Annotated in this window: 9 protein-coding genes; 5 read left to right on the top strand and 4 right to left on the bottom strand. The window is 66.9% G+C overall.

The features are described from left to right. Positions 1–30 precede the first annotated feature (30 nt). Positions 31–1,350: a lipopolysaccharide biosynthesis protein gene (locus HAV22_RS22615; protein WP_166862031.1), complete on the bottom strand. Its 1,320-nt coding sequence runs from the start codon at positions 1,348–1,350 to the stop codon at positions 31–33. Between the two features lie 255 nt (positions 1,351–1,605). Here HAV22_RS22615 and HAV22_RS22610 point away from each other — a divergent pair, with 255 nt between their 5' ends. Both HAV22_RS22610 and HAV22_RS22605 read left to right on the top strand, forming a co-directional pair. After that, positions 1,606–2,721, top strand: a complete 1,116-nt coding sequence (locus HAV22_RS22610) for a right-handed parallel beta-helix repeat-containing protein (RefSeq protein ID WP_229421372.1) — start codon at positions 1,606–1,608, stop codon at positions 2,719–2,721. 318 nt (positions 2,722–3,039) lie between these two features. Then, complete coding sequence (locus HAV22_RS22605; protein WP_208296333.1) at positions 3,040–4,419, top strand: choice-of-anchor Q domain-containing protein; 1,380 nt, start codon at positions 3,040–3,042, stop codon at positions 4,417–4,419. A 74-nt stretch (positions 4,420–4,493) separates the two neighbouring features. Here HAV22_RS22605 and HAV22_RS22600 read toward each other — a convergent pair whose 3' ends face one another. The 3 genes from HAV22_RS22600 to HAV22_RS31355 all read right to left on the bottom strand — a co-directional run bounded on the left by HAV22_RS22600 (position 4,494) and on the right by HAV22_RS31355 (position 9,267). After that, complete coding sequence (locus HAV22_RS22600; protein WP_166862029.1) at positions 4,494–5,813, bottom strand: replication-associated recombination protein A; 1,320 nt, start codon at positions 5,811–5,813, stop codon at positions 4,494–4,496. Between the two features lie 104 nt (positions 5,814–5,917). Then, complete coding sequence (gene lolA / locus HAV22_RS22595) at positions 5,918–6,526, bottom strand: outer membrane lipoprotein chaperone LolA (RefSeq protein WP_166862028.1); 609 nt, start codon at positions 6,524–6,526, stop codon at positions 5,918–5,920. A 71-nt stretch (positions 6,527–6,597) separates the two neighbouring features. Further along, a complete protein-coding gene (locus tag HAV22_RS31355; RefSeq protein WP_229421371.1) occupies positions 6,598–9,267 on the bottom strand; it encodes a DNA translocase FtsK in 2,670 nt (889 codons plus the stop codon). 188 nt (positions 9,268–9,455) lie between these two features. Here HAV22_RS31355 and trxB point away from each other — a divergent pair, with 188 nt between their 5' ends. The 3 genes from trxB to HAV22_RS22575 all read left to right on the top strand — a co-directional run bounded on the left by trxB (position 9,456) and on the right by HAV22_RS22575 (position 13,452). After that, the gene (gene trxB / locus HAV22_RS22585) at positions 9,456–10,409 is read left to right on the top strand and encodes a thioredoxin-disulfide reductase (RefSeq protein ID WP_166862027.1); all 954 of its coding nucleotides are present in this window, start codon (positions 9,456–9,458) and stop codon (positions 10,407–10,409) included. An 18-nt stretch (positions 10,410–10,427) separates the two neighbouring features. Beyond that, complete coding sequence (locus tag HAV22_RS22580; protein WP_166862026.1) at positions 10,428–11,102, top strand: Smr/MutS family protein; 675 nt, start codon at positions 10,428–10,430, stop codon at positions 11,100–11,102. Positions 11,103–11,280: 178 nt separating this feature from the next. After that, positions 11,281–13,452 (top strand): ATP-binding protein, encoded by a 2,172-nt coding sequence (locus tag HAV22_RS22575; RefSeq protein WP_166862290.1) that lies wholly within the window; start codon positions 11,281–11,283, stop codon positions 13,450–13,452. Positions 13,453–13,757: the final 305 nt, after the last annotated feature.

The raw sequence follows: 13,757 nt of genomic DNA, 5'->3' as shown, positions 1-13,757 counted from the left end.
CAGCAGGGTTCCGGATGGCATGGCTCTGCCTCAACCGGGCTGTCGCGCGTGGATGCCGGCCGCCGTCCGGGCGACACGATCGGCCATGATGCGGTAGTACATGATGGCCGTGTACGACGCGGTCACGGCGAACGCAACGGTGGACGCGAGCGCCGCGCCGCGCATGCCCCATATGGGAATCGCGAGCAGGCACCCGGTGCTGTTGAGCGTCAGCGACAGCAGTGCGCCCAGGATGTTCACGCGCTGGCAGCCCATGCCGGCGAGCGAGTTGGCGACGACACTCATGTAGCTCCACGTGACGACACCCGGCAACAGGATCACGAACGGCAGCACGGCGCCTCCGTAAGCCCGGCCGAACACCCACGGGATGACGGCAGGTGCCAGCGCGCCCGCCAGCAATGCCCCCAGCGCCGTGAACTTGAAGACCGACAGTGCGACCCGCCGGACCATCGCCCGCAGCGCCGCCGGCGTGCTCGCATGCGCGGCCGACTCGGGAAACACGATCACGGACGCAGCGCCCGCGATGAGCCACAACACTTCGGCCAGCTGGATCGACAGCGCATATTGGCCGGCCGCGGTCGGGTCGAGCAGGAAGCTCACCAGATACAACGCGATCCGGTAGTTGAGAAACGTGATCACGTTGCTGAGGTGGGCGCGCAGCCCGAACCCGATTGCCGCGCCGAACGTCGGCCCCGGCCGCGCGGGCGGCGCGGCATGGCGCCGCACCCCTGCCTCGCCGGCCAGCCAGAGCGCACCCTGGCTCAGGACGTGGCAGGCCAGCACCGCCGGCACGGTGACGGCGTGCAGCCCGCCCAGCACGAGCACGCCCAGGAAGAAGGCGGACGGCTGGACGAGCGCCGTCCTGTTGTACGCGGCGTAGTCGCGCGCGCCCTGCAGCAGCGCCGACGTCCACGCGGCCAGCAGCATCATCGGAAACAGCAGGCTGGCGTACAACGCCGTGGACTTGGCGGTGCCGGGCAGGTAGTGCGCGACGAACGGTTCGCTGGCAAACGCCAGCGCCAGCGCGACGCTTCCCCACAGCGCGAACGCCAGAGACCAGTTCATGCGGCGCATGGCGCGGGGACTGCCGCTGCCGCTGCTCAGGTGGAACACATGGCTCGGCCCGATGCCCAGGTTCAGGAGCGCATACAGCGTCTGCGGCAGCAGCAGCGCCGTGACGAGCAGGCCATTGTCGTGCGGACCGAGCCGGCGCGTCGTGATCCACAAGGCAACGAAGTACAAGCCGCTCGAGACGACCTGGCGCAACAAGGTCGAGCCGATGGCCGCCGAGAGATCGAACTGCGCGTCCGGCGTGCGGCCGAAAGAGAACGATGCCAGCAGGTGTTTCATTCGCGTCAGCATATCCGTTGGGTTTCCGGCACCGGCCGAAGGGCTGCCATGTCGAGCCATTATGGGATGGAGGAATCGCGCGGAACTGAGCCGCATCAAGCGTGCATCGGAGGCGAATCAGTTGCTGAAAATAAATGCAAATGCGGACGTGAGCACGTTCGACCTGGCGCAAAGTGATCGCCGGCGACCGCGTATACAGTCGGGGAAGCGCGGCCTCGCCTGTCGTCATGGGTCGGCACCGTAGAAAGGATGAGCATGCCGTCCCTGCCCCGCCTGTTCGTGCTGCTCGCCTGCGCCGCCGTCGCGGGCCGCGCCGGTGCGCAATCGGCCCGTGCGCTGTACGTGGCCCCGGACGGCGACGACCACAATCCCGGCACGCGGCGGGCGCCGCTGCGCACGATCCGGGCCGCCGCCGCGGCCGCGACGGCGGGCACGACGGTCCTGGTCGCGCCCGGGACCTACCGCGAAAACATCCGGTCCGCCGCGCACGGCGATGCCGCCGCCTGGATACGCTACGTGTCGAGCACACCCCGCCAGGCGAAGATCGTCGGTGGCGGCACCGGGGCCGTCTGGGACAACCGCGGCGGCCACGTCGAGATCGCCGGCTTCGACATCAGCGGCAGCGGGCGCATCGGCATCCTCAACTATGCATCCGACGTGCGCATCGCCGGCAACCACGTCCACGACCTGGCGCTGTCGGGCGGCTGCACGGGCAACGGCGGCGGCGGCATCGTCAACGCGAACTACACGGCGACCGATGCCGAGATTTCAGGCAACCTCGTCCATGACATCGGCGTACCCGGCACGTGCGCCGGCGTCCACGGCATTTATTACTCGAACCTGCGCGGCAACATCCACGACAATATCGTCTACCGCGCCTCGGCCTGGGGTATCCACCTGTGGCATGCAGCCGACCGTGTCCTCGTCGCCAACAACACGGTGTTCGCGAACGGATCGGCGCAGGTCGGCGGCGGCATCGTGGCCGGCACGGGCGACAGTCCGGGCGGGGTCGTCCTGAGCGGCACGTACATCATCAACAACATCGTGTACCGCAACCCCGGCGCGTCGATCCGCCAGTACTGCGATCGGGGCAAGGCGTGCGTCGGCGCCGGCAACGTGGTCGCCAACAACGTCGTGTACGGCAACGGCAGCGACATCGAGATGCTCGTCGGCACGGCCACCGGCACGATCGCCCGGGACCCCATGTTCGTTCGCTTCCGTCTCGACGGCACCGGAGATTTCGCGTTGCGGCGCGGCTCGCCCGCACGGGGCCGCGGCATCACGCGGGAGCAGGCGCCGCAGGCCGACATGCGCGATCGGCGCGGCGCGAACGCGGCGGCGCCGGACATCGGCGCGCGTCCGCAGCGCTGAGGCGGGCAGCCCGACCGCGCCGACGCAGGTGCAGCTCGCAGGACAGTGACTGGCGCCCTCGCCGCGCAGGCCACGGGCGCAATCCGCATCGACGTCCCCAACGGCGCCCTCGCGCGACCGGCCCCTCTTCGTCACCAAATCCGCCAACCGTCGACGCCCGACAAGGCGCACCGCGCAATCCCGGACAGTTGGCAAGTGCTACACGTCCGTTTTCGTTTTGATACCTAGGGAAAATTTTTTTCAAAAAAGATTGAACTTAGGAAGTTTCCGCCGCTCAAAAGTAACTCATTCACTTGTTGATGTAAGGAACTTCCTCTCATGAAAAAAGCCGTTTCCACGACTGTCTCCCGCCGTACCAACGCCCTGCTGGCCTGCAGCGCAGCCGTCCTCCTGGCCGCCGTCGGCGCCGACGCGAGCGCGCAGACCCCGAGTACCAGCATCTATCACCTGTACGTGTCGCCGACCGGTTCGGACTACAACACGGGCAGCTCGAGCAGTCCGTTCAAGACCATCTCCAAGGCGGCCGCGGTCGCCAAGCCCGGCACCACCGTGCACGTGGCGCCCGGCACTTATTATGGCAACGTCTCCACGCCGTACAGCGGCACGTCGACGAACCCCATCATCTTCCTGTCGACGACCAACTGGGGCGCCAAGATCGTCGGCAGCGGTACCGAAGCGATGTGGACGAATAATGGCAACTACGTCCAGATCGTCGGCTTCGACATCACCGGTCCCGGCCGCCTCGGCATCCTGAACTATGCATCGAACACGCTCGTCGCGAGCAACCACATCCACAACCTGACGCTGTCGGGCGGTTGCACGGGCAGCGGCGGCGCCGGTGTCGTCAACGCCACCTACTCGGGTTCGAACGGCGACGTGATCGGCAACGTCGTGCACGACATCGGCACGCCGGGCGGCTGCAACGGCGTGCAAGGCATCTACTCGTCCAACACGGGCGGCAAGATCATGAACAACATCGTGTACCGCGTCTCCGCATACGGCATCCACCTGTGGCACGCCGCGAGCGGCACGATCATTGCGAACAACACCGTGTTTGCCAACGGCTCGACCGGCATGGGCGGCGGCATCGTGACGGGTGTGGGTGACTCGCCGGGCGGCGTGCAGCTGGTCAACACCAAGGTCGTCAACAACATCGTCTACAACAACCCGCGCGCGAGCATCCTGCAATATTGCTACTCGGGCGTGTCGTGTATCGGCTCGGGCAACGACGTGGCGAACAACCTCGTCTACGGTAACGGCTCGGGGATCAGCATGAAGGTGGGCAGCCCCACGAACACCGTCAGCGCGAATCCGCAGTTCGTCAGCTACAACCCGACGGGCACCGGCGACTATCGCCTGCAGGCCACTTCGCCGGCGATCAACAAGGGTACCTCGAACTGGGCACCGGCGACCGACTTCCTCGGCGCGGCACGTCCGAGCGGCGGCGCGTTCGACATCGGCGCCTACGAAATGGGCGCGTCGTCCACGACGGGTACCACGGGCACGGATACCTGGACGTACTGCGCATCCGAAGGCAGCACCTGCTCCTTCAGCGGCACGCGCCAGGTGCGCTACGGCGCCAACGGCCAGTATGCGTACAAGACCTTCACCAGTACGGTGTACTGCTCGAACAGCGTGTTCGGCGATCCGATCCACGGCGTCGCCAAGACCTGCAGCTACGCGAGCACCTCGCAGTAAGCCGTTGCCCGCCCTGGCGGGCACGAACGAAAAGGCCGCGATTCGTCGCGGCCTTTTTGCGTCGCCCTGGCGGATCAGGCGGGCGGATCGCCGCCGCGCGCGTCGTCGTCCAGGCTGCGCAGCCAGGCCAGCTTTTCCGCGATCTTGGCCTCGATCCCGCGCGGCACCGGCTGGTACCAGCCCGGTTCCGGCATGCCGTCCGGCAGGTAGGTCTCGCCGGCCGCGTACGCGTGCGGCTCGTCGTGGGCATAGCGGTATTCGTGGCCGTAACCCAGTTCCTTCATCAGCTTCGTGGGCGCGTTGCGCAAGTGGACGGGCACCTCGCGCGACTTGTCCTTGCGCACGAAGGCCATCGCGGCATTGAACGCGTTGTAGCCGGCATTGCTCTTGGCGGCGATGGCGAGATAGAGGACGGCCTGGCCCAGCGCCAGTTCGCCTTCGGGCGAGCCGAGACGCTCGTACGTCTCGACCGCGTCGTTCGCGAGCTGGATGGCGCGCGGGTCGGCGATGCCGATGTCTTCCCACGCCATCCGGACGATGCGCCGTCCCAGGTATTTCGGATCGGCGCCGCCGTCCAGCATGCGGCACAGCCAGTACAGCGCGGCGTCCGGATGCGAACCGCGCACGGACTTGTGCAACGCCGAGATCTGGTCGTAGAAATTGTCGCCGCCCTTGTCGAAGCGGCGCGCGTTCAACGTCAGCGCGTTCTCGACGAATTCGCGCGTGATGCGCGTCGTCTGCGACGTGTCGGCCGACGTCTTCGTCTGTTCCAGCAGGTTCAGGAAGCGGCGCGCATCGCCGTCCGCGTAGCCGATCAGGGTCTGCACGGCGATGTCGTCGAATTGCAGGTGCGCGAGGCCCCCTTGCGACCGCGCCCGCTCGAGCAGCTGGCGCATCTCGTCGTCGTTCAGCGCCTTCAGCACGTACACCTGCGAACGCGACAGCAGCGCCGAATTGACTTCGAACGACGGGTTTTCCGTCGTCGCGCCGATCAGGGTGACGAGGCCGGATTCCACGAACGGCAGCAGCGCATCCTGCTGCGACTTGTTGAAGCGGTGGATCTCGTCGATGAACAGGATCGTGTGGTGGCCGCCGGCCAGGTAGTGCTCGGCCTGCTCGATGGCGGCGCGGATATCCTTCACGCCAGACAGCACGGCCGACAGCGCGATGAATTCGCAGTCGAACGCGTTCGCCGTCAGGCGCGCCAAGGTCGTCTTGCCGACGCCGGGCGGACCCCACAGGATCATCGAATGGGGACGGCCGGACTTGAACACGAGGTTCAGCGGCTTGCCCTCGCCCAGCAGGTGGCTCTGGCCGATCACCTCGGCGATCGTCTTCGGCCGCAGGCTTTCCGCCAGCGGGGCGGCAGGCTCGGTCTTGAAAAGGTCATCCATGGGCATCTCCCATGGCGCGCGCGGCGTTATTGTTCATTCTGCCCATGTATGGCCGGTCCGTCGAAAGCGCAAGTGTAACGGATGCCCGGCCGCCGCGCGGGCGCTTACTGGTTGACGACTTCCGCGCCCTTCGGGATCTCGAACTTGAACGTCTGCGCGCCCAGCGCCGGATTGCGCTGGAAGCTCGTGAATTTCAGCAACACGGTCTGGCCGAAGTTGTCCTTCAGCTCCATCGCCTGCGGAATGCCGTCCTTCAGGCCGATGCCGATCTGTTCGAACGTCGTGTCCTTCGATTTCGGCGTCGCGTTCAGCCATTCCAGGCCGTCGTGCGTGCCCGCCTCGGCCAGCGTGAAATTCTTTTCCAGGTCGTTGCTGCCGAACAGGATCGCCGCCGGCGAACTGCCCAGCGCGCCGCCCAGTTTGCGCGTGGTGACCTGGTTCAAGTCCTTGTCGTACAGGTACAGCGTTTCGCCATCGGCCTGCAGCAATTGCTCGTACGGCTTCTGGTACGTCCAGATGAATTTGCCGGGGCGCGCGAATACGAAGGTGCCGCTCGACGTCTTGCCCGTCTTCGTCTTCATGACCTGCGTCTGCGTGAATTCGCCGCGGGCGGATTTGGTGCCGGCCACGAAGGATTTGAATTGGTCGAGGGCGGTGGCGTGGGCCGCGCCCGCAAACAACAACGTAGCAGCAATCAGCGAAGTTCTAAACATCGATTTCCTTTCGTAGGGTGGGCACGTGAAAGCGTGGTGGGCACGGGGTGCCCACCCTACCGCCGCACCGATTACTCGGCGTTCGTGGCCGGAACGAGAATGTCCCGGTTGCCGTTCGACTGCATCGGCGACACGATGCCGCTCTGTTCCATCTGCTCGAGCAGGCGCGCGGCGCGGTTGTAGCCGATGCGCAGGTGGCGCTGCACCAGCGAGATCGACGCCCGGCGGTTCTTCAGCACCACGGCCACGGCCTGGTCGTACATCGCGTCGGACTCGCCGCCGCCTTCGCCGGCCGGCACGCCGTCTGCGCCGCCGCCCTCTTCGGCAACGCCGCCTTCGAGAATGCCCTCAATGTAATTCGGTTCGCCCGTGGACTGGAGATGTTTTACAACTCGATGCACTTCGTCGTCCGACACGAACGCACCGTGCACGCGGATCGGCAGGCCGGTCCCCGGCGGCATGTACAGCATGTCGCCCATGCCCAGCAGCGTCTCGGCGCCCATCTGGTCGAGGATCGTGCGCGAGTCGATCTTGGACGACACCTGGAACGCGATACGCGTCGGGATGTTCGCCTTGATCAGGCCCGTGATCACGTCCACGGACGGACGCTGCGTCGCGAGGATCAGGTGGATGCCGGCCGCGCGCGCCTTCTGCGCGATACGGGCGATCAGCTCTTCGACCTTCTTGCCCACGACCATCATCAGGTCGGCCAGCTCGTCGATGATGATGACGATCGTCGGCAGCTTGTCCAGCGGCTCCGGCGCGTCCGGCGTCAGCGAGAACGGGTTCGGGATGTGCTCTTCACGCTTGGCCGCTTCCGCGATCTTGCCGTTGTAGCCGGCCAGGTTGCGCACGCCCAGCTTCGACATCAGCTTATAGCGCCGCTCCATCTCGTTCACGGCCCAGTTCAGCGCGTGGCCGGCCTGGCGCATGTCCGTGACGACGGGCGCCAGCAGGTGCGGGATGCCTTCGTACACCGACATCTCCAGCATCTTCGGGTCGATCAGGATCAGGCGCACGTCGGCCGGATCGGCCTTGTACAGCAGCGACAGGATCGTCGCGTTGATGCCGACGGATTTACCGGAACCCGTCGTACCCGCGACCAGCAGGTGCGGCATCTTGGCGAGGTCGGCGACGACGGGCTTGCCCGCGATGTCCTTGCCGAGGGCGACGGTCAGGCTGGACGCGCTGTCGCCGTACACCTTCGAGCCGAGGATCTCCGTCAGGCGCACGATCTGGCGTTTCGGATTCGGCAGTTCCAGCGCCATGTAGTTCTTGCCGGGGATCGTCTCCACGACGCGGATCGACGTCAGCGACAGCGAACGCGCGAGGTCGCGCGCCAGGTTGACGATCTGGCTGCCCTTCACGCCCGTCGCGGGCTCGATCTCGTAGCGCGTGACGACGGGGCCCGGATACGCCGCGACGACCTTCGCCTCGACGCCGAAGTCCGACAGCTTCTTCTCGATCAGGCGGCTCGTGAATTCCAGCGTCTCGATGGCGACGGATTCCTGCGTGGGCGGTGCGTCGTCCAGCAGCGCCAGCGGCGGCAACGAGCCGTCGCCGCTCACTTCGAACAGGTGCGACTGGCGCTCCTTCTCCGCACGCTCCGAACGGGGCACGCTCGTCATCGCCGGTTCGATCTTGATCGGGTTCGGATTCGGCGCGGACGCGGACGGCAGCGGGGCCGCGGGCGCCGCCTTCGCGGACGCGGGTACCGGAACGGGCGCGGGTGCGCGCGGTGCCGGCGGCACATCGTCCAGATCGTCGAACGACGGCTCGACGGCGAACGGTGCGGGCGCCGGCGGGATGCCGTCGAGCTCCGGTTCCGCCTTCGCGCGCGCCAGCTTCGCCTCGCCGCGCGCCTTGACTTTCGCCTTCATCTTGGCGAGGAAGCCCGGCGCCGGTGCGGCGTCCGACCCTGCGTCGTCCGCCTCGTCGTCGGACAGCGTGCCGATCCGCACGGGCGAACCCGCATGTTTTTCCACGTACTTGGCGCGCTCGTGCACGACGACCTCGTCGCGCTTGTGCGCCGCGGCCTCGCCGTAGCGGCGGTCTTCGCGGTCTTCGTAGCGCAGGCGGAACCAGTCCCACGTCATCTCGACGGATTCGCCGATGCGCTCGGCCACGGCGAGCCACGACACGTGGAAATACCAGGAAAAGCCGAGGCCGAACATGAGCAGCAGAAGAAGGGTCGCACCCGTGAAGCCGAACGCGTTGTGGGCGGCATGGCCGATCAACTGGCCCAGCACGCCGCCGGCCGCGCGCGGCAATTCCACTTTCAGCGACCACATGCGCAGGTATTCGAGGCCGACGCTGCCGGCGAACATCAGCACGAAGCCGATCCAGCGCACGAGCGTCTCGCCCTGGTGCTCGGGTTCCTGGTCCGCTTCCTGCACGATGAACCGGGTATGCAGCCGGCGATAGCCGCTCCACACGGCGCGCGTAAAACAGACGCACAGCCACCAGGCGGAAAAGCCGAAAATGAACAGCAACAGGTCGGCCAGCCAGGCGCCGGCACGGCCGCCCAGGTTGGCGATGCGGGGCACGACGTTCTCGTGCGAGAAGCCCGGATCGGCCCGGTTATAACTGAGCAAAATGAGGACGAAATACAACAATGCGACGGCCGTGGCCAGCCAGCGGGCCTCGGACAACAGCCGCACGAGCCGGTTCGGCAGCGGCTGCCGCGGTGGCCTCGGCTTGTGAGTATAGGTCGTGCTCGTCGATGGACTATTCTTGCTCATTGCGGTTTGAAACGGTACTGCCGGGTCACAATGCCCCAAAGATGACCATTCTAAGCGATATATTGCCGGCCCGGCCCCACGATTCATGCTTGTCTGCATCATCGACTATAATCCCGGCTCCAACGCCTCTTGATTCCGCACTGCCCGGCCCCCACTTTCCGGGCATCATCCAATAGAAGAAGTTCAACATGACCACTCGCAAACACGCCAAAGTCCTGATCCTCGGTTCCGGCCCCGCCGGTTACAGTGCCGCCGTCTACGCCGCGCGCGCCAACCTCAGTCCGATGCTGGTGACGGGTGTCGAGCAGGGTGGTCAACTGATGACGACGACCGACGTTGAGAACTGGCCGGGCGACCCGTTGGGCGTCCAGGGGCCGGAACTGATGCAGCGCCTGCTGCAGCATGCCGAGCGCTTCAACACCGAGATCGTGTTCGACCACATCCACACCACGCACCTGGATGAAAAGCCGATCCGCCTGGTGGGCGATTCGCACGAATTCACCTGCGACGCGCTGATCATCGCGACGGGCGCCTCCGCGCAATACCTGGGCCTGCCCAGCGAGCAGGAATTCATGGGTAAAGGTGTCTCGGCCTGCGCAACGTGCGACGGCTTCTTCTACCGCAACCAGGAAGTCGCCGTGATCGGCGGCGGCAACACCGCCGTCGAGGAAGCGCTGTACCTGTCCAACATCGCGACCAAGGTCACGCTGATCCACCGCCGCGACAAGTTCCGCGCCGAGCCGATCCTCGTCGACCGCCTGATGGGCAAGGTCGCCGAAGGCAAGATTGTGCTGGAACTGAACCAGACGCTGGACGAGGTCCAGGGCGACCAGAGCGGCGTCACGGGCCTGCGCCTGAAATCGACGGACGGCAGCGCGACGAAGGAGATCAAGGTGCACGGCCTGTTCGTGGCGATCGGCCACAAGCCGAACACGGGCATCTTCGACGGCCAGATCGACATGCACAACGGCTACATCAAGACCCGCGGCGGCAGCGAAGGCATGGCCACCGCGACCAACGTCCCGGGCGTGTTCGCGGCCGGCGACGTGCAGGACCACGTGTACCGCCAGGCGATCACGTCGTCGGGCTCGGGCTGCATGGCCGCGCTGGATGCCCAGCGCTACCTGGAAGCCCTGGAGTAAATCTTTGCAGGCTGTTCGATGGCAAGCATGAAAGACTTCGCTGAACTGAAATCCTTGCGCGACAAGCTCAAGGAAGAAGAACGGCTGCGCGCCATCGAGAAGGCCGAGCGGGAAAAGCGCGAGCGCATCGCGCGCGAGCGCGCCGTCGAATTCCGCTCGGCCGTCAAGGACGTCATCAAGATGCCCGAATCGGACCGCTACGTGTGGCGGCCGATGCACGAATTCGAAACGCGCGGCCAACCGCTGCCGACGCGTCCCCGCACGCAAGAAGAAGAAACCGCGGCCGTGCTGCGCGAGTCGATGCTGTCCGACCAGTTCGACGTGGACGGCCTGCTCGACGAAGACCCGTCCCTCAGCTGGTCCGCGCCCGGGGTCGGCCCCGACGTCGTGAAAAAACTGCGCAAGCGCCACTGGCCCGTCGAGGACGAACTCGACCTGCACGGCCTCACGCGCGACGACGCGCGCCGCCACGTCGACGCCTACCTGCGCAAATCCGCCAAGCGCGGCATTCGCTGCGTGCGCATCATCCACGGCGTGGGCTATGGCTCGGCCGGCGGCGAACCCGTGCTGCGCGGCATGGTCCACAGCTGGCTCGTGCAGACGGGCGACGTCGTCGCCTTCTGCGTGGCGAATCGCACCGATGGGGGCAACGGCGCATTGATCGTCCTCCTCCGCCCTGCCCTGCTGGACTGAGCAGCTGTCTCTTTCGTCAAGTCACCGAATGAATGTGCCCAAACACGTTCATTCGGGCACGATTCGTTGTCAAGAATCCGCAGCGATTTGATGAAAGCGGTAATATTCACGCTCCGTTGCGCCACCCGGGCGCCGCCAGTTCAAGGATGCGTGAGTGAAGTCCAGTACGCCAGTGCCGATGGCAGCGCCGCAGCGGGTCGACCTGCACAATTGTGCGGATGAACCGATCCATATCCCCGGCACCATCCAGCCGCATGGCGCACTCGTCTTCCTCTCAAGCGCCGGCCTCGTCGAAGGCTGGAGCGCGAACATCGCCACGGTCGTCGGCAGCGAACCTGCGCTGGGGCAGCCGTTCGGCGCACTCGGCCTGCCGCAGCCGGTGACCGCACTCATCCAGGAATGCCATGACACCATGGCCGACGGCACGGCGCCGGCCACCATGACGGCGCTCGACGTTGGCGGGCGCGAATACGATTGCGTCGTCCACGCGCACGGCGGACGCGTGCTCGTGGAATTCGAGGCGCGCGACGTCGGCATGGGCGAAGTCGCGCAGTTCGCGATCAAGGCCCATTCATCGATCGACCGCCTGCGCCGCCAGCGCACGATCGACGGCCTGCTGGAGACGGCCGTGCGCCAGGTGCGCGACTTCACGGGATTCGACCGCGTGATGGCCTACCGTTTCCGCGCCGACGATTCCGGCGACGTCGTGGCCGAGGCGCGCCGCGACGACCTCGTACCCTACCTCGGCCAGCGCTACCCGGCCGGCGACATCCCGCCGCAGGCACGCCGCCTGTACGTGCTGAACACCTTGCGCATGATCGCCGACGTCGGCTACACGCCCGTGCCCCTGCTGGGCGCCCCCGATGCCGCGCCACTGGACATGAGCTTCGCCGCGCTGCGCAGCGTCTCTCCGGTCCACGTGGAGTACCTGCAGAACATGGGCGTCGGCGCATCGATGAGCGTGTCGATCGTCGTGGGCTGCCGCCTGTGGGGCCTGATCGCCTGCCACCACATGGCGCCGAAGCGCGTGCCCTATTCCGTGCGGATGGCGGCCGACGTGCTGGCCCAGGTGATCGCGTCGACCGTGCAGGGCATCGAGGCGCGCGCCGATGCGGAACTGGTCGAGCATGCGGCCAACGTGCGCACGGGCCTCGTGGAAGCGCTGCTGCTGGAAGACGATCCGCTCGACGCCCTCGTCCGCCACGGCGACGGCCTGCTGGAGTCGACGCACGCGCAGGCGCTCGTCGTGTGCCAGTACGGGCGCGTCGTGTGCCGCGGCGTCGACCAGGCACTGGGCGACGCCGTCGTCGCGTCGCTGCCGGCCGAGGCGAGCGACGTCGTCACGCGCGCCGGCGTGCAGGACTGGCCCGACGCGATCCAGCCGCTGCTCGGCAAATGGGCCGGCATGCTGGCCCTGCCGTTCGATCCGCCCAGCGGCGGCTGGTGCGTGCTGCTGCGCACGGAGCAGGTCGAGGAAGTCGCGTGGGGCGGCAAGCCGGACAAGAGCCGGGCCGGTCCGCTGGGCGAACGCCTGACGCCGCGCGGCTCGTTCGATGCCTGGATCGAAACCGTGCGCGGCCGCGCGCACCCGTGGGAAGACGGCATCCTCACGCATGCGCGCATGATGCTGGGTGAACTCGTACGCGTGTCGAACGCGCGGCGCGCCCAGACGGAAGCGACGCGCGCGCAGTTGCTTGCAATGCTGGGCCACGACCTGCGTGATCCCCTGAACTCGATCAACATGGCGGGCATGGTGCTGGAACGGACGGAAGGCGGCAGCAACAAGGGGACGCTGGGCAAGCGCATCCAGTCGTCCAGCAACCGCATGCAGCGCATGATCGGCCAGGTGCTGGACATGAGCCGCATCGACCGCGGCCTCGTGCTCGGCGTGGAACTCCACCCCGTCGACCTCGCGGCCCTCGCCTGCGACCTGGTCGAGGAAGCGCGCCTCGCCTACCCGACCATCGTCTACGACCTGCACACGACGGGCCCCGCGTTCGTGCTGGCCGACGCCGGGCGCCTGGGCCAGGTGATCTCGAACCTGCTGTCCAACGCGCGCCACCACGGCGAGCCGAACCAGCCGATCACGATCCGCCTCGCGACGCAGGACGGCCTCGCGATATTGGAAATCGCGAACGCGGGCGACCCAATCCCGGCGGAGACGGAAAGCACGCTGTTCAACCCGTTCAAGCGCAGCTCGCTGAACAACCCGCGCAACCGCACGGGCATGGGCCTTGGGCTGTACATCGCCCAGCAGATCGTGCGCGAGCACGAGGGCGAGATCGCGTACCGCCACGAGGACGGCAAGGTGGTGTTCGCGGTGCAGCTGCCGCTGGCGCCGAACCGGTAGGGTGGGCGGCCCTCCGCCCACGCGTGACGCGTGCGCGATGCCTGCTTCCGCGTGGGCACGGGGTGCCCACCCTACCGAGCTCAATCGGTAGGGTGGGCGGCCCTCCGCCCACGCGTGACGCGTGCGTGATGCCTGCTTCCGCGTGGGCATGGGGTGCCCACCCTACCGAGCTCAATCAGTAGGGTGGGCGGCCCTCCGCCCACGCGTGACGCGTGCGCGATGCCTGCTTCCGCGTGGGCACGGGGTGCCCACCCTACCGAGCTCAATCGGTAGGGTGGGCGGCCCTCCGCCCACGCGTGACGCGT

Origin of the sequence: Telluria antibiotica, from assembly GCF_011682055.1 — a bacterium.
Classification (GTDB): Bacteria; Pseudomonadota; Gammaproteobacteria; order Burkholderiales; family Burkholderiaceae_D; genus Telluria; species Telluria antibiotica.
The sequence above is the reverse complement of the archived record's forward strand: the minus strand, read 5'-3'. Positions and strand labels throughout refer to the sequence as shown.

Bases quoted from the DNA above. Each gene is read 5' to 3' on its own strand.
- HAV22_RS22600 (WP_166862029.1), bottom strand. From the start codon at position 5,813: ATGGATGACCTTTTCAAGACCGAGCCTGCCGCCCCGCTGGCGGAAAGC.
- HAV22_RS22615 (WP_166862031.1), bottom strand. From the start codon at position 1,350: ATGAAACACCTGCTGGCATCGTTCTCTTTCGGCCGCACGCCGGACGCG.
- HAV22_RS22575 (WP_166862290.1), top strand. From the start codon at position 11,281: ATGGCAGCGCCGCAGCGGGTCGACCTGCACAATTGTGCGGATGAACCG.
- HAV22_RS31355 (WP_229421371.1), bottom strand. From the start codon at position 9,267: ATGAGCAAGAATAGTCCATCGACGAGCACGACCTATACTCACAAGCCG.
- lolA (WP_166862028.1), bottom strand. From the start codon at position 6,526: ATGTTTAGAACTTCGCTGATTGCTGCTACGTTGTTGTTTGCGGGCGCG.
- HAV22_RS22580 (WP_166862026.1), top strand. From the start codon at position 10,428: ATGGCAAGCATGAAAGACTTCGCTGAACTGAAATCCTTGCGCGACAAG.
- HAV22_RS22605 (WP_208296333.1), top strand. From the start codon at position 3,040: ATGAAAAAAGCCGTTTCCACGACTGTCTCCCGCCGTACCAACGCCCTG.
- trxB (WP_166862027.1), top strand. From the start codon at position 9,456: ATGACCACTCGCAAACACGCCAAAGTCCTGATCCTCGGTTCCGGCCCC.
- HAV22_RS22610 (WP_229421372.1), top strand. From the start codon at position 1,606: ATGCCGTCCCTGCCCCGCCTGTTCGTGCTGCTCGCCTGCGCCGCCGTC.